Raw genomic sequence first — 19042 nt, 5'->3', positions numbered from 1 at the left:
GAAGGAGTTTGCTGCGATAACAACCTGGTGAAGGCGACAGGTGCTGCGCTGCGCTTATTCGCCATCCACGGCTAGCGCTGCGTGGATCAGCGCGAGGTGGCTCAAGCCTTGCGGTACGTTGCCCAGGGCGGCGCGCGTGCTCGTGTCCAGCATCTCGGGCATCAGTGCGACATCGTTGCCCAACTGCTCCAGCAACTGCTCGAACAAGCGCCTGGCTTCGGCACGCTCGCTGAGCAGGCCATAGGCTTCCACCAGCCAGAACGAGCAGGCAATAAATGCCCCTTCGCGTTGTTGCATGCCACTGTAGCGGTGCAGCAATGCATCGCTGCCGAGTTCTGAGGCAATGGCATCGCGGGTGGCGATCATGCGCTCGCGGCGCGGCCCGCCCAACCCAAAGCGCGAGGCCAACAGCAGGCTCGCGTCCAGGTCGTCGGTGCCCGCGTAGAAGGTGTAAGCCTGCTTGGTGTCGGACCAGCAGTGCACATCGATCCACGCGAGAATGCGCACCTGTTCGCGCTCCCAGCGTGGCAGCATCGCGGTGGAGAGATGGCCGGCCTTGGCCAGCTCGCTGGCGCGGCGCAGCGCCAGCCAGCATTCCACTTTGGACATGGTGTAATGCTCGGCGGCTTCCAGTTCCCAGAAGCCGGCGTCCTTGCGCATCCAGGTGTTTGCGCATTCGTTGCCGAGCTCGAACAACTGGCGTGCGGTTTCCTGGTCCAGGATATGGCCGGCATCGAGAAAGCGCGCGGCCATTTCGAAGATGTCGCCGTACAGGCACAGCTGCAGCTGGTTGCTGGCGGTGTTGCCGACGCGCACCGGGCGCGTATTGCAGTAGCCGGGAAGATCGATCACGCGCTCGTCGGGCACCAACGCGCCTTCCAGGGTGTAGCAGGGGCGCACGCCTGGCCGATGCTGGCGGATGGTGCGCATCAACCAGCTAAACGCAGCCTTGGCATCGGCCAATGCGCCTACGCGCAGGAAGGCCTTGGTGGTGTAGGCGGCATCGCGGACCCACGCATAGCGATAATCCCAATTGCCATTTGCGCCAATCTGCTCTGGCAATGACGTGGTGACCGCGGCGGCGATGGCGCCCGTCGGCGAAAACCACAGGAACTTGAGCGCCAGCGCAGAGCGCACGACCGCATCGTGGTAACCATTGGCGTAGGACAGGTTGCCGCTCCATTCGCGCCACTCCTGGTCGCTGCGCTCGATGCGCCCACCGATGTCTTCCAGTGCGGGCACCGGTAGCGCATCTTCTTCGGCGGCCAGCAACGCGACCACCTGTGTGTCGCCTGCGCCGATCGCCAGCGTGGCGTGCACGCCGCGGTCGTCGCACTGCAACAGCTGCGCTGCATCCTTGTCGTAGCGCAGCATGGTCATGAGCGGGCCGACGTGATGCACACGGCCGTTCGGCGTCTCGCTTTGCCAGGGCGTGGCTTCGCCGGCACGGGTGCCGGGCCGGTAGATCAGGTCGAAGACCACGCTGCCTTCGATGCCTTCGATGCGTCGCGCAAGTTCCGACCACGGCAGCCGGCCGGCTTCGCCGCTGTTGAGCGACTCAGTCAGACGTGCGCTGCCGGTTGCGGTGGTGAAGGTCGTTTCGAGAATATTGCTGCCGTCGCGGTATCGGCGCTGTACATGCTGCAGCTGTTGCGGCGTGAGGGCGAAATAGCCGCCTTCGCCTGCATCCAATAGACGATCGAACAACGGCGGCGAGTCCATTTTTGGCACGCACCACCAGTCGATGCTGCCGTCCGCACCGCATAACGCCACCGTGCGCCCGTCGCCGATCGCCGCGTACGCAGCAATCGGCAAGGTGCCGGTGGCATCGCGTTGGAAGTCGGCGCCGGTGCGACTCAAGACAGCAGCAGGCCGCCGGTGGCACCGAACACTTCGCCAGTGACGTAGCTCGATTCCTGCGATGCCAGAATCACGTAAAGCGGCGCCATTTCTACCGGCTGGCCGGCGCGCTTGAGCGGCGTTTCAGAGCCGAAATCGGGAATCTTCTCCGGCGGCTGACCACCGCTGGGCTGCAGCGGCGTCCATACCGGGCCGGGCGCGACTGCATTGACGCGGATCCCTTTCTCGGCGATCTGCTGCGCCAGCCCCTTGGTGAAGTTGACGATGGCCGCCTTCGTGGAGGCGTAGTCGAGCAGTGTAGGCGAGGGCTGGTACGACTGGATCGAACCGGTGTTGATGATGGATGCGCCCGGCGGCAGATGCGGGATGGCGGCCTTGCACAGCCAGAACATCGCATAGACGTTGGTCTTGTAGGTGGCGTCGAACTGCTCGGTGGTGATGTCTGCGATGTCTTTCACGGCGGTCTGTTTGCCTGCGATATTGACCAGCACGTCCAGGCCGCCAAGCTCCTTCACCGCACGGTCCACCAGTTCGGTGCAAAACGCCTCGTTCTTGAGGTCGCCCGGAACGCTGATGGCTTTGCGCCCTTCTGCCTGGATCAGTTGCACCACCTCGGCTGCGTCCTGTTCTTCTTCAGGCAGATAATTGAGCACGATATCGGCACCTTCGCGTGCGAAAGCAATGGCGGTGGCGCGCCCGATGCCGGAGTCTGCGCCGGTGATCAGTGCCTTGCGGCCCTGCAGACGACCAAAGCCCTTGTAGCTCTGCTCGCCGTGGTCTGCCTTGGGCTGCAGTGCATGGATGGTCCCCGGCGCCTGCTGGGTTTGTTCCGGAAATTGCGGCTGGGGAAACTGGGTCAACGGGTTCTGCATTTCATACTGATTCTTGGTGCTGGACATGCACACGCTCCTGCATTGGGGGAAGGGCAGGCACGCAGTCGTCGTGCGTACCGATGGCAGCCAGTGTGGAAAGCAGGGCGATGCGTATCGGTGAACGAAAGTTGTGCATCATGTGAATACGTGACGGTGGTGCACGTGGTGCGATCACCTCGGCATCGAAGGCCTCGCATTCGGAAACTAACGGCAGACAAGCGCATGGGTTGTGCAGGAATCGACTGCGCGAGCACGCCGGCAGCCTGCCAGCAGTGGTGGCGCGCGATCCATGCGGCTTGCGCATGCGGATGTACTACTGAGGCAGTAAGCCAGGCCAATGCAGGGGTCCGCTAACGAAACGTAGCGAGCGTCCGGTCGAGCCTGCGCATCCGCCTCATGTCCTGCGGACTTGCATCCCTAAAGGATCACCCGGTCGCTCCATCTCGCAGTTGCTCTGATTTATTGCACCTGCGCCGACATCGAATACGGCCGCTGCGCTGGGTCGGTCGCCCACTGCTGATTCGGTGTCGCCTGCATACGGAAACGCAGTTCGCCGCCTGCCAGGATTTGTTCGTGTGTCACGTAAGCGCGGGTCAACGGTTTGCCGTTGAGCGTGGCGCTGCCCACGTAGCTGCGTGCATCGCTCAAGCCTTCGGCGATGATCGAGAAGCGTTTGCCATTGGGCAGGTTGAGCGTGGCGCGCGGCAGGAAGGGGCGGCCGATGATGTACTGGTTGCTGCCGGGCGCCACCGGGTAGAAGCCCAGCGTGGTGAATACATACCACGCCGACATCTGGCCGAGATCGTCGTTGCCGGCCAGGCCTTCTGGCCCTGCGTGATATTGGCTGCGCATGATTTGGGTCAGACGCGCCTGCGTGCGCCACGGTTGGCCGGCATAAGCATACAGATAGGCAACGTGGTGGCTGGGTTCGTTGCCATGCGCGTACCAGCCGATCAGGCCGGTGATGTCTTCCATATGCTCGAAGACCTTCGGGGCCACCTTGGCATCGAACACCGCATCCAGCCGGGCAAGCAATGTGTCCTCGCCGCCATGCGCGGCAGCCAGGCCGGCCACGTCCTGCGGCACGTACCAGGAGTATTGCCACGCATTGCCTTCGGTGTAGTCGCTGCCGTAGCCGCTGGCAGATGGGTCGAACGGCTCGCGGAAGTTGCCGGCGCGGGTGCGCGCGCGCATGTAGCCGGTGGCCGGGTCGAAGGCGTGCTTCCAGTTGCCGGCACGCTTGGTGAACTCGGCGGCAATCTCGGCCTTGCCGAGCCTGTCGGCCATGCGCGCGATGGGCCAGTCGTCGAAGGCGTATTCCAGCGTCTTGGATGCGGCTTCGCCTTCTTCGTCGATGGGCACATAGCCCAGCTCGCGATACTGCGCGATGCCGTCGTAAGGGCCGTAGTTGGCGCTGGCGACCATCGCTTGCAAGGCCTCATCTGGGTCGAAGCCGCCGATGCCTTTCATGTACGCGTCCGCAATCACCGGGACGGCGTGGTAGCCGATCATGCACCAGGTTTCCAGGCCGTGGAATGCCCATATCGGCAGGATGCCGTAGGCGCTTTCGCGACGCGAGGCGAGCAGCGAATTGACCACATCGCTGCTGCGTTGCGCTGGCTGCACCAGGGTGAGCAGCGGATGCAAGGCGCGGTAGGTATCCCACAGCGAGAAGGTGGAATAGTTGGTCCAGCCAGTCGCTTGATGCACCGCGTTGTCTGGCCCGCGGTAGCGGCCGTCGCTGTCCATGAACAGCGTAGGCCCGAGCAGGGTGTGATATAGCGCGGTGTAGAGCTGGGTGCGTTGTTGCGTGGTGCCCTGTGCATCGATCGCCGACAGCGCCTGCGTCCATTGCGCGCGTGCATCGGCGCGGACGCGATCGAAATCGAAGCCAGGCACTTCGGCATCGAGGTTGGCGATGGCACCGGCCTCGCTGACCGGCGAGAGCGCCACCTTCACCACCAGCGGTGTGCCGTCGTTGGCTACATCGAACACACCGACCAGTTGCCGGCCTTCGATCTGCGCGCGCTGCGCAGGATTCTTCTCGCCCGGCGGTGGAAAGCCCTTGTACGGGATGTCCTGTTCGGTGTCATGGAGTTGCGTGGCAGTGAGCGGGCGCGAGAAGCGCATGGCGAAATACAACTGCCGGCCGGGCGCCCAACCGCGTGTTTCGCGAAAGCCGGTCACCGTGCCATCGCTGCGCACACGCAGCCGCGACCACTGCACCTTGCCAGGGTAGTCGTACAGGCTGGTGCGCAGGTCGACCAGCACATGCGCCGGCGTGCCTTTCGGGAACCGATAGCGATGCACGCCCACACGCGCGCTGGCAGTGAGTTCGGCGCGGATATTGCGGTCGTTCAAGGTCACGGCGTAATAGCCGGGCTGCGCCTGTTCGCTGGTGTGGTCGAACTGCGCGGTATAGCCGCTGCCCGGCTTGCTGGCATCCCCGCGTTCGAGTTTGATGTCGCCAGCTTGCGGCATCAGCAGGATGTCGCCCAGATCCGAATGCCCGGAACCGGAAAAATGCGTGTGCGAGAACCCGACGATGGTGGTGTCGCTATGCCGGTAGCCGGCCGCCCAGCCATAGGCGTCCTTGCGCGGCTTGATTTGCGTATCCGGGCTCAGCTGCACCATGCCGAACGGCACCGTGGCACCAGGATAGGTGTGGCCTTCGCCACCGGTGCCAATGAACGGGTCGACTGCGTCGAAGGCAATTGCAGGCGTGCGCGGCGCGGCGTTGCCGAAAACGGCGATGACGGCCGCAAGCGCTGCCAGCCAACGAGCCCGATGTGGGACGATCAAGCGAGACGGCATGCAGAGTGCTCCAGGCGGATGCAGCGCCGGACCGTAGCACAGCCGCGTGGGCGCGCCACACCTGAGGATGTGCGATGGCCATCGCCGTCATGGTTGGGTTCGCTGAGCAGACGCGTCGTCATCGAGGTGTGGCCCATCGGCATGCACAGTGGCGCGCACGCTCGCCGCTGTCGTGTCGCATTGAGGCCCGTCTGCTTCCCACCTTGCCGCAGCGTCTGGAAATCGCTGGCAAGAGCGCGCCACTGTCGCCACTGCAACCGCGGACCTCGGGGACTCACCTGCGTCGTAAAGCCAGCACCGCCAAGCCCGTCACTGCTGCAGCGGCCGCACCGATCAACACCTTGTCGCGTGTAGAACGTGCGCGCAACCTGGGGCGCCGCCGGTAGCCACCGTCGATGCCGCCGGCCATGCTGGGTGCTGCGAACACATTGCCGGTGGAACGCGCCACCCGGGGTGCCTGCGCAAAATAACGGTCGAAGAAGCGGTACATGGCGCGTGCCAGGGCCTGCGGCGCCAGCGCATGGCCTAGGCGCATCGCATGGACGGCAGTGCCCAACACCACCGTGTTGCGTGGCCGGTCCAGCAGGCGCACGACAGCCGCCGCGACGGTGCGGGTGTCCAGCATCAGCGGTGGCCCGCTGATGCGGCGGCCCACGTAATTGGCACCATGGCGCAGGCCCGGCGTATCCACGAAGTACGGGTACACGTCGCACACGTGGATGTGCGGGTAGTCGCTCAACTCGGCGCGCAACGCTTCGGAAAAGCCGCGTTGCCCGAATTTGCTGGCGCCGTACGCCGCCGCAAATGGCGTGGATGCAAAGCCGCCCGACGAGATCATGTTGACGAAGATGCCGTGGCCTTGTGCGACGAAGATGGGGATCACCGCATGGGCGTCGTGCATGCGACCGAGCAGGTTGGCGTGGATCACGGCCGCGCTCGCTTCCATCGGTACCTCATGGAATTTGCCGACTGCGCCCACCCCGACATTGCCGAACCACAGGTCGATGCGCCCCAGAAAACTCTGCGCGCTGGTCGCCAGTGCCTCGACCTGTTCGGCATGTTTGACGTCGGTGGGCACCACCAAGACCTCGGCACCTCGCGCACGGCAGCGTTCGGCAACCGCATCGAGGGCGTCTTCGCCGCGTGCGGCCAGCACCAGGCGCGCGCCTTGTTCGGCGAATGCTTCTGCAGTGGCTTGGCCGATGCCGCTGGACGCGCCGGAAATCACCACGTGGGCAGGAGGGGTGCGATGCATGGGATGTCTCCACAAGAACGAGCAGGCATGCTTGATCGCCGTACGTGAACACGGTGCGGCGCTTTGCGTACCGCAGCGTGAAGCTGAACTGGTCGGGCTGGCGCCATGCGTGATGACAGCGTGGCGCTGAAATCGGCTGCAGGCGCCCGCATAGCGGGCTGATGGATTTGTTCAACGCTCCCATCGCACCGCTGCAGGTGCTGCACGACCAGCAAGGCGGCGTGTGCTATTGGCCGCAGCTGCTGCCGCCTGCACTGGCGCAGGAGGCGTTCGACGCATTGCGCGATGGCGCCGATTGGCGCAGCCAGCGCCGCGAAATGTACGACCGGGTGGTGGACGTGCCGCGCCTGCTGGCCTCGTATCGGTTGGATGATGCATTGCCTGCGGGGTTGCCGCTGCAGCGCTTGCTCGATGCGGTGCAGGCGGTGCTCCCGGCGCCGTACAACGCAGTGGGCTTGAACCTGTACCGCGATGGGCGCGACAGCGTGGCAATGCATCACGACGCGCTACACACGCTGGTGGCACCGCACCCCATCGCGCTGCTGTCGCTGGGTACACCGCGCCGGATGCAACTGCGCGCCAAGGACGGCAGCACGCGGGCAGTTGCGCTGGAGCTGGCACCGGGGAGCCTGCTGGCGATGAGCCACGCCTCGCAACACACGCACGTGCACGGTATTGCCAAGAGCACGCGTGCGGTGGGCGAGCGCATCAGTGTGGTGTTTCGCGTGCGCCCGGCCCAGCGCATGGCGGCCGGGCAGCATGGCCCACATTGGGAGCCTGTGCAGTCGTAAGGCACATGCTTGGGCTCGATTGACTGGGCAGCGCACAAAACGCCCGTGCAGTTGCCGGACGCGCACGGGCGTTGCTCCGTGCGAGATGCGCTACACCTACCTTCGTTTGCCATGTACGGTTGCCCCCGGCCTGACGACTGCCCGCTCCGTTATTCGCGTGCTGGATGTCCTCACGCTGAGCGCGTGCGGTCTTCAAAGCAGCTGGGTACGTCTGACCGGCAGCAGCGTTCGCTCGCGTACGCCTGCCTGGCGTCTGCGCGCTGTCGTGGCCATCAGTGACCATTTCGGGTGATTGCCATTGCCGTCACCACTGCCCATGCTTGCATGTGATCCCCTAGCTGCGTCGTCCCTCCATGTCTTTGGACCAGACCCGCCACCATCAGATGTTTCCCGAGCTGGACGCGGGCCAGTTGTCGATCACCCGGCGCTTCGCCAGCGGGCCGGCGCAACGGTTCGGCGCGGGCGATACCGTGTTCGAGGTCGGCGATGCCCATGCGCCGGTGTGGGTGGTGCTGGAGGGCGCCATCGAAGTGGTGCGCCGCGATGGATTGGGCAACGAAAAGCCGATCACCCGGCACACGCCCGGCCAGTTCACCGGCGAGGTGAGTCAGCTGGCCGGGCGCGCGTCGTTGGCGGCTGGACGTGCCGGGCCGGACGGCTGCCTGGCGCTGCCATTCGATACCGCGCATCTGCGCGCGCTGATGATCAGTTCGGCCGAAGTGGGCGAAGTGGTGATGCGTGCATTGATCCTGCGCCGCGTCGGGCTGATCGAGGGCGATGCGTCGGGTTCGGTGCTGATCGGCGAGCCGGACGACCCGCATCTGACCCGGTTGCAGGGCTTTTTGACCCGCAACGGCTACCCCAACACGGTGATGGATGTCTCCGACGACGAAGGCCGCGCGTTGGTGCAGCGCCTGGGCATCCAGGAGCACGAGCTACCGGTGATGGTGTGCCCGAGCGGGCGCGTGCTGCGCCAGCCCAGCGATGCCGAAGCCGCGCATTGCCTGGGCATGACGCCGGACATCGACCCGGACAAACGCTACGACGTGGCGATCGTGGGCGCCGGCCCCGCCGGCCTGGCGACGGCGGTGTATGCCGCATCCGAAGGCTTGTCGGTGCTGGTGCTGGACCAGCGCGCCATCGGCGGGCAGGCCGGTGCCTCGGCGCGTATCGAAAATTATCTCGGCTTTCCCACCGGCATTTCCGGGCAGGCGCTGGCCGGGCGCGCGTACAACCAGGCGCTGAAATTCGGCGCGGAACTGGTGATTCCGATCGAAGCGGCCATGCTGGAATGCGGCCGCGACGATGGCGCGCTGAAGCTGGATCTTGCCGATGGCAAACAGTTGCTGGCCAGCACGGTGGTGATCGCGTCGGGTGCGCGTTACCGGCGCCCGGAGATCGAGGGCCTGGATCGCTTCGAAGGCCACGGTGTGTCCTACTGGGCCTCGCCGGTGGAAGCGCGCCTGTGCGAAGGCGGCGTGGTGGCGCTGGTAGGCGGCGGCAATTCTGCAGGGCAGGCGGTGGCGTTCCTGGCGCCGCGGGTCAAGGAGCTGCACCTGATCATCCGCGGCGACGGGTTGGAGAGCTCGATGTCGCAATACCTCATCGAACGTATCGCCGCGTTGCCGAACGTGCAGCTGCACACCGGCACCGAAGTGGCCGCGCTGGAAGGCGACCCCGAGCGCGGCTTGCAGGCCGCGGTGTTGCGCACCCGCAAGGACGGTGCAACCGCGCGCGTGGAGTTGCGGCACCTGTTCCTGTTCGTCGGCGCAGACCCCAACACCGGTTGGCTGCAGGACTGCGTGGACACCGACAAGCGCGGCTTTGTCATGACCGGCACCGCGCGTGGCGACGGCGTACCGGCGTGCCTGCCGCTGGAAACCAATCGCCCTGGCGTGTTCGCCATCGGCGATGTGCGTGCGGGCTCGGTCAAGCGCGTGGCCGCTGCAGTGGGCGAGGGCGCCGCCGTGGTCGCGCAGATCCATCAGTACCTCGCCCATCAGGCCAACCCAGTGCCGGTCTCCGAACTTGCCAGCGCCACCCAGGAGTCCACCAGCGCATGAGCCAGCACTGCCGCCATACCGATCAAATCAATACGGTCACGCCCAGTGCGCGTGGCTGCGAAGAATGTCTGGCCATTGACAGCGAATGGGTGCATCTGCGCCTGTGCCGCAGTTGCGGCCATGTGGGGTGTTGCGACGACTCGCCCAACCGCCACGCCACCGCGCATCACCGCGCCACCGGCCACCCCATCATCGAAGGCTACGACCCGCCCGAAGGCTGGGGCTGGTGCTATGTGGACGAAGTAGAAGTGGAGCTGCCAGATCAGACGCCGCAGCTGGGCCCGATTCCGCGGTATGTGTGAGCGGCGCTGGTGCGCCGCCGGGAATTGGGATTGAAGATTCGTAAGAGTGCATTCAGTGCGCTTTGTTTTCCCGTGAAGCCGCAGTGGGTGGTGATTGCTCGCTGATGTTCCCTCCAGAAGTGACTCAATGCCACGTCATCGGTACGCGCGCGCACTCACTCCGGCCAATGCACCTTCGGTAGTTCGCCGATCTGCGGTCTGGCGAACAGATAACCTTGCTGCAGGTGGATGCCCAGGTCGCGCAGGGCGCGGTATTGGTCGGGTTGTTTGATGCCTTCGGCAATGACGGCGATGCCGAGCTCTTCGCACATGCGCGTCACGTGGCGCACGATGGCCTGGCGGCTGCGGTCGGTGTCGATACCGCGGACCAGGGCGATGTCCAGCTTGAGCAGATCCGGCTGGAACTCGGCCAGCAGGCCGAGCCCGGCGTAGCCGGCGCCGAAGTCGTCGATGGCGGTTTTTCATGCCGCGCGCCTGATAGGTGCGCAGGATGCCGAGCAGGTGCGCCGGGTCGGTAAGATGTTCCTGCTCGCTGACTTCAAAGATGATGGCGTTGAGCGGCCAGCCGTATTGCGCCGTGGCCGACAGCGTGGCGCGCAGGCAATGCTCGGGGTTATAGACCGCGTTGGGCATGAAGTTGATCGACAGCAGCGCCGGCAAGGCGATCTGCGCGGCGCATTCGATGGCCTTGATGCGGCAGGCCTGGTCGAATGCATAGCGATTGCGCTCATCCACTGCGGCCAGGATGCTGCCGGCCGACTCGCCGTTGATGCCGCGCACCAAAGCCTCGCCTGCGTAGATGCTGCGAGTGGACACGTCCACGATCGGCTGGAAGGCCATGGTGATCGCGGTGGGGAAGTCCTGGCCGTCGCGGCAGGCGTTGCAGACAGGAAGCGTGGTCATGGCGTTAGATCATCGAACGGCGTAGGTGCAGCCTAGACCTATCGGCCGCGATCGCGCAGTATTTAGCCTGAATCGCTCATGGCAGCGTCCTCACCTGTCGGCAGTCGGGCTCGGCGATACTAGGCGCATCGCTCGCATCGGATGCCCCATGACCGCTCTCACCGAACGCTACGCCCTGGCCGTGGACTACGCGCGCATCGCTCACGCCGGCCAGGTGCGCAAGGGCACGCAGGTCCCCTACCTGAGTCATTTGCTGGGCGTCTCGACGCTGGTGCTGGAATGCGGCGGCGATGAGGAGCAGGCCATCGCCGGCCTGCTGCACGATGTGGTGGAAGACTGCGGTGGCGGGCACGAGGCCTCGATCCGTGCGCAGTTCGGCGATGCGGTGGCCGATATCGTGATGGCTTGCACCGATGCCACTGCCGAAGACAAGGCCGAGGTGGACAACAACCAGCGCGCACGCAAACGCGATTGGCGCGAGCGCAAGCAGGCCTATCTTGCGCACCTGCGCAAGACGCCCGAGCGCGCGCTGCTGGTGTCCGGCTGCGACAAGCTCTATAACGCGCGCAGCATCGTGCAGGACCTGGAAAATCCTGCCGTCGGTCAGGACATCTTCAATGTGTTCACTGCCGGGCGCGAAGGCACCCTGTGGTATTACGCCGCGCTGGAAGAGGTCTTCCGTACGCGCAATGCTGCCACTGCGCGCCTGTTCAGTGGCATGGTGATGCGCATGCATGCGCTGGCCGCCACCGGTGAGCAGGTGACGCCTGCGCATGCGCTGGGCTAAGCGCCGCTGAGGGACGGCGTACGCCCGGCAGGCGGGCGCTGGCTACGCGCGGCAGGAGCCGGTACCGTGCGAAGATGTGGTTGCAGCGCACTGTTCGCCCCCCATCTGACGACTGCCTCTCACGCGTGGTCGCCACGCCATAGCATCTGCAGCGCCTGGCAGGTCAGGTGTTGCCTGCGCTCGGTCACCATCGCTGACACCGGCTGCATGTCGCGCGCGCTAGGCTGGCGTCTTGTCGACTCTGGTGTCGGTAGTCATGTCAAACGCGACGTCTTCCAGTGGCCTGGTGCGCGTACGCGGCGCGCGCGAGCACAACCTCAAGAACGTGGATGTGGATGTCCCCCGCGATGCACTGGTGGTGTTCACCGGCGTTTCCGGATCGGGCAAGTCGTCGTTGGCGTTCGGCACCATCTTTGCGGAGGCGCAGCGGCGCTATCTGGATTCGATCTCGCCGTATGCGCGGCGCCTGATCGACCAGGTAGGCGTGCCGGAGGTGGATGCCATCGATGGCCTGCCACCGGCGGTGGCCCTGCAGCAGGCCCGCGGCGCGCCTAGCGCACGCTCGTCGGTGGGCAGCGTCACCACCATCTCCAACTCGTTGCGCATGCTGTATTCGCGTGCCGGCCAGTATCCGCCGGGGCAGGAGATCATCTACGCCGACGGTTTTTCGCCGAACACGCCCGCAGGGGCATGCCCCACCTGCCACGGCCTGGGGCGCATCTATGACGCCACCGAAGCGACCATGGTGCTCGACCGCAGCCTGAGCATTCGCGACCGTGCGGTCGCCGCCTGGCCGGGCGCATGGCATGGGCAGAACCAGCGCGACATCCTCACCACGCTGGGCCATGACGTGGATGTGCCATGGCACACGCTGCCGAAGAAAACCCGCGACTGGATCCTGTTTACCGACGAACAGCCGGTGGTGCCGGTATACGCCGGTTACAACGTGGCCGAGGTCAGGCGCGCCCTCAAGCGCAAGGAAGAGCCCAGCTACATGGGCACGTTCACCAGTGCGCGGCGTTATGTGCTGGACACCTTCGCCACCACCCAGAGCGCGCAGATGAAAAAGCGCGTGGCGCAGTATTTGCTCAGCACACAATGCGTGCAGTGCGATGGCAAGCGCCTGCGCCGCGAGGCCTTGTCGGTCACCTTTGCCGGGCTGGACATTGGGGAGCTGTCGCGGCGCCCGCTGGACGAGGTGGCCGAGCTGCTGCGCCCCGCCGCCGAAGCCGCCCCATCCAAAGGTACGCGTAAAGATACGCGCCAACATCCGGAACAAGCGATCGCCGCGCAACGCATCGCCGCGGATCTGCGCGCGCGTATTGCCGTCGTACAGGCGCTGGGTCTGGGCTACCTCAGCTTGGAGCGCAGCACGCCCACCTTGTCGCCGGGCGAGTTGCAACGGCTGCGGCTGGCTACGCAGATCCGCTCGCAGTTGTTCGGCGTGGTGTACGTGATGGACGAACCATCGGCCGGCTTGCATCCCGCCGATGCGCAGGCGCTGCTGGGTGCGTTGGATCAAATCAAGGCGGCCGGCAATTCGGTCTTCGTGGTCGAACACGAAGTGGACGTGATCCGCCATGCAGACTGGATCGTGGATGTAGGCCCGGCGGCCGGCGCGCAGGGCGGGCAGGTACTTTATAGCGGGCCGCCCGCAGGCTTGGAGCAGGTGCAGGCCTCTTCCACACGGCGCTATCTGTTCGGCACGCCGCCGCAGGTGCAGCGCCAGGCGCGCGCGGCAAGCGGTTGGTTGCAGCTGCGCGGCATCACCCGCAACAACGTCCGCGCGCTGGATGTGGACCTGCCGTTAGGTGTGTTCACTACCGTGACCGGTGTGTCCGGCTCGGGCAAATCGTCGTTGGTGAGTCAGGCGCTGGTGGAACTGCTGGCCGCCCATCTGGGTCAGGCGCAGGCAGAGGACGAAGAAGCGCTGGATCCACTGGAGCGCGGCACGCAGGTGCCATCGGAGGGTGCGATTGTTGCCGGGCTGGATCAGGTGCGCCGGCTGGTGCGCGTGGATCAAAAACCCATCGGCCGTACCCCGCGCTCCAATCTGGCCACCTACACCGGCCTGTTCGACCCGGTGCGCAAGCTGTTTGCGGCCACGCCCGCCGCACGCCGGCGCCGTTACGACCCAGGGCAGTTCTCCTTCAACGTCGCCAAGGGCCGCTGTGCCACCTGCGAGGGCGAAGGCTCGGTGTATGTGGAATTGCTGTTCATGCCCAGCGTCTACGTACCGTGCCCGACCTGCCACGGCGCGCGCTATAACGCCAAGACGTTGGAGATCGCGCTACGCGGTCGCAACATCGCGCAGGTGCTGGAAATGACGGTGGATCAGGCAGCCATCTTCTTTGCCGACGATGCCAGCGTGTTGCGCCCGTTGCAGGTGTTGCGCGAAGTGGGGCTGGGCTATCTGCGTCTTGGCCAGCCGGCCACCGAACTGTCCGGTGGCGAAGCGCAGCGCATCAAGCTGGCGACCGAATTGCAACGCGCCCAAAAGCGCGACACCGTCTACGTACTGGACGAGCCCACCACCGGCCTGCATCCGTCCGACGTGGATACCTTGATGGCCCAGTTGCAAGGGCTGGTCTATGCAGGCAACACCGTGATCGTGGTCGAACACGATATGCGCGTGGCCGCCAGCAGCGACTGGGTGCTGGATATGGGGCCGGGCGCGGGCGGCGCCGGCGGTCACGTGGTGGTGGCAGGACCACCGGATGTCGTGGCACGCCATCGTGGCAGCCGCACCGCACCGTTCCTGGCGCAGGTGTTGCGCGGGGAATAAGTAGCCGACATGTTGGTCAGCCCGCGCCGCGTCGTACGAAATGCCATGCATGCCTGCGCTCCCGGTCGGCCCAGGCGGGACGCACACGGATACACCGGAAAAAAGCGGTGACACGTTGCGGGATGTGTCTGGCATCGCCGTCGATTTGCCGCTGCCTGCCAGGCCGATCACCCACATGCCTGCCTAGCGATCACGACCGCTAACGTAGGTGCGTGGGCGGTACTGGGGCATAAGGCAGGAAAAAAGCTGCGCGCCGCTGGGTGGCAGTGGCAGGTGCTGCATCTGCGGCGCGACGGTACGAGCGGGTTTGTCGCCGACACATGGCAGCGGGCCCAATGCAGCGATGCATTGGGCCCGATGATTGGGATCACTTCATTCACTTCATTTCACTTCACTTCACGCAGCGCCAAGCATCCCCTGCAAGCGCAACGTGCAATGCAGGTCAGTCCGCCATCACCTTGTCCGGTGTCATCGGCGTGCTGCGGATGCGCTTGCCGGTGGCGTGGAAGATGGCGTTGCAGATCGCCGCCGAAACGCCGACCAAACCGATTTCGCCAACACCTTTCGCACCCAGGCTGCTCACGACGCGGTCGTCTTCGTCCGCGAAGATCACATCGATGTCGTGAATGTCGGCGTTGGCGGAGACGTGATACAGCGCCAGGTCGTGATTCATGAAGCGGCCGAAGCGATGGTCGGATTGGGTGTGCTCGTGCAGAGCCTGGCCAATGCCCCAGACCACGCCACCAACGATCTGGCTACGTGCGGTGATCGGATTGAGGATGCGCCCGGCCGCAATGGCGCTGACCACGCGGGTGACCCGCACCGTGCCCAGTTCTTCGTCCACCCGGACCTCCACAAACACGGCGCCGTGCGTGGCACGGGTGTATTTGCGTTGCTTGAGTACGTTCGGTAGCAGGAGGAATTTATCTTCGATCTGCTCCAGCCCTGCAGTGCGCAGCAGGTCGGTCAAGGCGAGGGCGCTGCTGGCATCGGCCCGCAATGCCAGCTTGCCGTCCGCAAAGACCACATCGTCAGTTCTGGCCTTGGCAAAGCGCGACTCTGGCAGGGCCTGGGCCAGGCGCAACAGGCGCGCGCGCAGCTTCGCGCACACGCCATCCACTGCCGATCCCACAGTGGTGACGTGCGAGGAGCCGCCTTCGATCGGCGCAACCGGCAAGGTGGAGTCGCCAAGTTGAAACGTCACCTGCTCCAACGGCAGGCCTAATGCTTCGGCAGCGATCATCGCCATCACCGTGTAGGTACCGGTGCCGATATCGCTGGCCGCGCTGCTGACCACCAAACGGCCGTCGGCATGCAGCGCTGCATGAGCGCGCGCGAACATCTGCATCGCGTCCCATTGCCCGGTGGCCATGCCCCAGCCCACCCACTCGCTGCCTTCCTTGCGCGCGCGCGGTTGCAAGGGGCGTTGCGCCCAACCGAAGCGCTCTGCCCCTTGCTCGTAACACTGGCGCAGCGCCTTGGTGGAGTAGGGCTTGTCGTCGGCCGGGTTGACCTCGGCGTAGTTCTTCAGGCGCAGTGCCAACGGATCGATGCCGACCTCATAGGCCAACTCGTCCATCGCCACTTCCAGCGCATGCACACCATGCGCGGCGCCGGGCGCCCGCATGTCGATCGGGCTGTATTGGTCCAGACTCACCAACTTGTAGCCCAGGTGCACGTTGTCGCAGGCATACAACTGCCCGCTCCAGTTGACCACCACCTCCACGTAGTCTTCGATGCGAGAGGTTTCGGCGATGGCTTCATGCCAGACCGAGCGCAAGGTGCCGTCGCGGTCTGCGCCGAGCTTGAGCCGCTGCAGCGTTTCCGGGCGGTGGCCGAAGGTGAACATCTGTTGCCGTGTCAGCACCACACGGACCGATCGATCCAGCAGGATCGACGCCATCACCGCCAGTGGCAGTTGATACTGCGGGCGCAGCCCGGAGCCAAACGCGCCGCCCACGTACGGGTTGCGCACGGTCACCTTGCGCTTGCTGAGCCCAAACACGTGCGACACGTACCAACGGCTGTTCTGCGACCCCTGGGTTTTGTCGTAAATGGTGAAGTGGCCGTCGGCATCGCGGATGACGGTGGAAGCGAACAACTCCATCGGGTTGTGGTGCTCGACGCCGCTGTAGTAGTCGGCCTGTACCTGGCACGCGGCATTGTCGAATGCGCTCTGCGGATCGCCCTTGTCCTTGGGCGGCGGCGAAAAGCCGGCCTTCAACGGCCTGGGTTTGTGCGCACGGTCCAGGTCGGTCATCAGGTTGGTGTCATGTGGATCCTGCAGCAACTCCACTTCCACCAGATGCGCCGCATGGCGCGCCGCTTCGAAGGTCTCGGCAACCACCAGCGCGATGGGCTGGCCGCTGTACAAGATCTTGTTGTCGTACAACGGACGGAACGGCGAACCGGCCGGTGCCGTCATGTCCTTGTAGAACAGGTCCATGCCGCGCATATGCGGGCGGTTTTCGTGGGTGACGATCTCCAGCACGCCGGGGACTGCGCGTGCTGCATCCAGATGGAAGGCAACGATCTCACCCTTGGCAATGCTGCTGTTGACCACCACGCCATAGGCCAGATCCGGCACCGGCCATTCGGCGGCATAACGTGCCTGTCCGGTGACTTTTGCGCGTCCGTCGATGCGCGTGACGCCGGTGCCGGTGGGGCGATAGCCGGTGCCGCTGTCGGCAACCGGCGGGGTCAGCTCGCTGTCGGACAGGTCGGTGCTGCGTGCGTTCATGGCGATTCCTCCAGCGCACTGGTGCGCCCGCGGTTGTCGATGGTGCCCTCGCGTGCAACGCTCAATGCGCGCACGATGGCGCGGCGTGCCAGCGGCAGCTTGAAGGCGTTTTCGCCTTGCGGTTGCGCACCTTGCAGCAGCGTGTCGGCCAGGCGGCCGAAGGTGTCGGCATTGGCCGGCTGGCCGACCAGCTGTGCTTCTGCATCGGCATTGCGCCAGGGTTTGTGCGCCACGCCGCCCAGTGCAACACGCACTTCGCGGATGCTGCCGTCGTCGGCCAGGTCCAATGCGGCCGCTACCGACACCAGCGCAAACGCGTACGAAAGGCGCTCGCGGATCTTGAGATACGCACTGTGTGCGACGAAGCGCTTCGCGTCGGGGAGGTCGATATGCACGATTAACTCGTCCGGAGCCAAGGTGCTGTCCAGTTCCGGGTGATCGCCGGGCAGGCGGTGGAACTGCGAGAACGCAATGTCGCGCTCGCCCTTGGTGCCCTGCACATGTATCACCGCATCCAGCGCAGCCAAGGCCACGCACATATCCGATGGATGCGTGGCGATGCAGTGCGCGCTGGTGCCGAGAATGGCGTTGTATTTGGTCAACCCGCCAATGGCCGAACAGCCGGTGCCCGGGTCGCGTTTGTTGCAAGGGGTGGCATGGTCGTAGAAATACATGCAGCGCGTGCGCTGCAGCAGGTTGCCGCCATTGCTTGCCATGTTGCGAATCTGCGGCGAAGCGCCGGCCAGAATCGCCGCGCTCAACAAGGGGTAACGCGTTTCCACCTCCGGGTGATATGCGGTGTCGGCATTGCGCGCCAGCGCACCCAGGCGCAGGCCGCCATCGTGCTGGGTGCTGATGCTGTCCAGCGGCAGCCGATTGATGTCGACCAGGCTGCTGGGGCGCATCAGCTGCAGTTTCATCAGGTCGGTGAGATTGGTGCCGCCGGCGATAAAGCGTACCGGTGCCTCGGAGGGCACCGGCTGCGTGTCGCCGCTGCGCACTGCAATCGCGCCGAGTGCGGCATCGACGGTGTCCGGGCGTGTATAGGTGAGCGGAATCATGCCGGCACCGTCCCGGGCGTCCACGGGGTGGCCGCGCTGTCGCTGCTGTCGCTGGGCTTGCCCATCACCTCCATCACGGCATCGGTGATCTGCGGATAGGCACCGCAGCGGCAGATATTGCCGCTCATCAGTTCACGCACCTGGTCGCGGTCGTGCGCCTTGCCTTCGTTGATCAAGCCCACGGCCGAGCACAGCTGCCCCGGGGTGCAGTAACCGCACTGAAATGCGTCGTTGGCGATGAAGGCGCGTTGCAGCGGATGCAGTGCGTCGCCATCGGCCAGCCCCTCGACGGTGGTGATGTCGGCACCGTCCTGCATGACGGCCAGGGTCAGGCAGCTGTTGATGCGGCGGCCATCGACCAGCACCGTGCAAGCGCCGCATTGGCCATGGTCGCAACCTTTCTTGGTGCCGGTGAGGTCGAGGCGGTCGCGCAGCAGGTCGAGCAGGCTCACCCAGGCTTCGAGCTGCAAGTGATATGGCTGACCGTTGATGCGCAGGTTGACCGGGTAGGTCGGCGCACTGGTGGTGGCAGTGGCCGGCGCCGTGTCATGGGCAGTGGCGGGTGTGGCAGTCATGCGAACCCCGTGGCGATGGCTGAGGAGAAGGACCACCACCTTGACGGCGCTGTGGTCAACGCAAAGTGACCACGGCTGCGATTGGCGGCGATACAACACGGCGTACGCGCATTCAGGAGCGGCATCCTGGTCGCTGCACGCTCGTGCCTGCATGCGGTGCGCGTAAAGTGCCATGCCATGCGCTGAATTCGTCAGCTTTCCGCGCGCGTCAGCGCGCTGGTGTCCCAGCTGTTG

13 protein-coding genes and 1 pseudogene are annotated in these 19042 nt (G+C 65.2%); 6 read left to right on the top strand and 8 right to left on the bottom strand.

The features are described from left to right. Positions 1-54 precede the first annotated feature (54 nt). The 4 genes from F7R02_RS13980 to F7R02_RS13960 form a co-directional block, all read right to left on the bottom strand. Positions 55-1860, bottom strand: coding sequence for a glycoside hydrolase family 15 protein (locus F7R02_RS13980; protein ID WP_078588847.1), 1806 nt, complete (start codon positions 1858-1860; stop codon positions 55-57). Then, the gene (locus F7R02_RS13975) at positions 1857-2759 is read right to left on the bottom strand and encodes an SDR family oxidoreductase (protein ID WP_005930512.1); all 903 of its coding nucleotides are present in this window, start codon (positions 2757-2759) and stop codon (positions 1857-1859) included. The genes F7R02_RS13980 and F7R02_RS13975 overlap by 4 nt, the downstream gene beginning before the upstream one ends. 432 nt (positions 2760-3191) lie before the next feature. Then, on the bottom strand, positions 3192-5546 hold the full coding sequence (locus tag F7R02_RS13965) for a GH92 family glycosyl hydrolase (protein ID WP_078588843.1): 2355 nt from the start codon (positions 5544-5546) through the stop codon (positions 3192-3194). A gap of 274 nt (positions 5547-5820) precedes the next feature. Further along, complete coding sequence (locus tag F7R02_RS13960; protein ID WP_078588842.1) at positions 5821-6801, bottom strand: SDR family oxidoreductase; 981 nt, start codon at positions 6799-6801, stop codon at positions 5821-5823. On the opposite strand from F7R02_RS13960, the gene F7R02_RS13955 reads away from it, so the two are divergent. The 4 genes from F7R02_RS13955 (at position 6749) to F7R02_RS13935 (ending at position 9957) form a co-directional block, all read left to right on the top strand. After that, positions 6749-6931: a hypothetical protein gene (locus tag F7R02_RS13955; protein WP_026006896.1), complete on the top strand. Its 183-nt coding sequence runs from the start codon at positions 6749-6751 to the stop codon at positions 6929-6931. The genes F7R02_RS13960 and F7R02_RS13955 overlap by 53 nt on opposite strands. Positions 6932-6962: 31 nt before the next feature. After that, positions 6963-7592 (top strand): alpha-ketoglutarate-dependent dioxygenase AlkB, encoded by a 630-nt coding sequence (locus F7R02_RS13950; RefSeq protein WP_078588840.1) that lies wholly within the window; start codon positions 6963-6965, stop codon positions 7590-7592. A gap of 353 nt (positions 7593-7945) precedes the next feature. Beyond that, the gene (locus tag F7R02_RS13940; protein ID WP_078588839.1) at positions 7946-9655 is read left to right on the top strand and encodes an FAD-dependent oxidoreductase; all 1710 of its coding nucleotides are present in this window, start codon (positions 7946-7948) and stop codon (positions 9653-9655) included. Beyond that, a complete protein-coding gene (locus F7R02_RS13935) occupies positions 9652-9957 on the top strand; it encodes a UBP-type zinc finger domain-containing protein (RefSeq protein WP_078588837.1) in 306 nt (101 codons plus the stop codon). The genes F7R02_RS13940 and F7R02_RS13935 overlap by 4 nt, the downstream gene beginning before the upstream one ends. A gap of 155 nt (positions 9958-10112) precedes the next feature. On the opposite strand, the pseudogene F7R02_RS13930 reads toward F7R02_RS13935, so the two are convergent. Further along, positions 10113-10860: pseudogene (locus tag F7R02_RS13930) on the bottom strand (EAL domain-containing protein). Between the two features lie 148 nt (positions 10861-11008). On the opposite strand from F7R02_RS13930, the gene F7R02_RS13925 reads away from it, so the two are divergent. Together F7R02_RS13925 and F7R02_RS13920 are read left to right on the top strand one after the other, a co-directional pair. Next, positions 11009-11647 (top strand): HD domain-containing protein, encoded by a 639-nt coding sequence (locus F7R02_RS13925; protein ID WP_005930538.1) that lies wholly within the window; start codon positions 11009-11011, stop codon positions 11645-11647. 256 nt (positions 11648-11903) lie between these two features. Then, positions 11904-14432, top strand: coding sequence for an excinuclease ABC subunit UvrA (locus F7R02_RS13920; RefSeq protein WP_078588836.1), 2529 nt, complete (start codon positions 11904-11906; stop codon positions 14430-14432). 442 nt (positions 14433-14874) lie between these two features. Here the strand turns inward: F7R02_RS13920 and F7R02_RS13915 are convergent, their stop codons facing one another. The 3 genes from F7R02_RS13915 to F7R02_RS13905 are packed head-to-tail and all read right to left on the bottom strand — an operon-like array spanning position 14875 to position 18808. Continuing rightward, the gene (locus F7R02_RS13915) at positions 14875-17172 is read right to left on the bottom strand and encodes a xanthine dehydrogenase family protein molybdopterin-binding subunit (protein ID WP_078588835.1); all 2298 of its coding nucleotides are present in this window, start codon (positions 17170-17172) and stop codon (positions 14875-14877) included. Then, positions 17169-18257 carry an FAD binding domain-containing protein gene (locus F7R02_RS13910; RefSeq protein WP_172397184.1) on the bottom strand — a complete coding sequence of 363 codons (1089 nt, stop codon included), beginning with the start codon at positions 18255-18257 and terminating at the stop codon, positions 17169-17171. The genes F7R02_RS13915 and F7R02_RS13910 overlap by 4 nt, the downstream gene beginning before the upstream one ends. Next, positions 18230-18808 carry a (2Fe-2S)-binding protein gene (locus F7R02_RS13905; RefSeq protein ID WP_005920580.1) on the bottom strand — a complete coding sequence of 193 codons (579 nt, stop codon included), beginning with the start codon at positions 18806-18808 and terminating at the stop codon, positions 18230-18232. Before F7R02_RS13905 ends, F7R02_RS13910 begins: the two co-directional genes overlap by 28 nt. Between the last annotated feature and the right edge of the window lie 234 nt (positions 18809-19042).

The organism is Xanthomonas cissicola, assembly GCF_008801575.1.
In the GTDB taxonomy this organism is placed as follows: Bacteria; Pseudomonadota; Gammaproteobacteria; order Xanthomonadales; family Xanthomonadaceae; genus Xanthomonas; species Xanthomonas cissicola.
The sequence above is the reverse complement of the archived record's forward strand: the minus strand, read 5'-3'. Positions and strand labels throughout refer to the sequence as shown.

What these genes read in the sequence shown, in the direction of transcription:
- F7R02_RS13935 (WP_078588837.1), top strand. Translation starts at nt 9,652, where the DNA reads ATGAGCCAGCACTGCCGCCATACCGATCAAATCAATACGGTCACGCCC.
- F7R02_RS13955 (WP_026006896.1), top strand. Translation starts at nt 6,749, where the DNA reads ATGCCGCTGGACGCGCCGGAAATCACCACGTGGGCAGGAGGGGTGCGA.
- F7R02_RS13905 (WP_005920580.1), bottom strand. Translation starts at nt 18,808, where the DNA reads ATGACTGCCACACCCGCCACTGCCCATGACACGGCGCCGGCCACTGCC.
- F7R02_RS13925 (WP_005930538.1), top strand. Translation starts at nt 11,009, where the DNA reads ATGACCGCTCTCACCGAACGCTACGCCCTGGCCGTGGACTACGCGCGC.
- F7R02_RS13965 (WP_078588843.1), bottom strand. Translation starts at nt 5,546, where the DNA reads ATGCCGTCTCGCTTGATCGTCCCACATCGGGCTCGTTGGCTGGCAGCG.
- F7R02_RS13920 (WP_078588836.1), top strand. Translation starts at nt 11,904, where the DNA reads ATGTCAAACGCGACGTCTTCCAGTGGCCTGGTGCGCGTACGCGGCGCG.
- F7R02_RS13940 (WP_078588839.1), top strand. Translation starts at nt 7,946, where the DNA reads ATGTCTTTGGACCAGACCCGCCACCATCAGATGTTTCCCGAGCTGGAC.
- F7R02_RS13950 (WP_078588840.1), top strand. Translation starts at nt 6,963, where the DNA reads ATGGATTTGTTCAACGCTCCCATCGCACCGCTGCAGGTGCTGCACGAC.
- F7R02_RS13960 (WP_078588842.1), bottom strand. Translation starts at nt 6,801, where the DNA reads ATGCATCGCACCCCTCCTGCCCACGTGGTGATTTCCGGCGCGTCCAGC.
- F7R02_RS13915 (WP_078588835.1), bottom strand. Translation starts at nt 17,172, where the DNA reads ATGAACGCACGCAGCACCGACCTGTCCGACAGCGAGCTGACCCCGCCG.
- F7R02_RS13975 (WP_005930512.1), bottom strand. Translation starts at nt 2,759, where the DNA reads ATGTCCAGCACCAAGAATCAGTATGAAATGCAGAACCCGTTGACCCAG.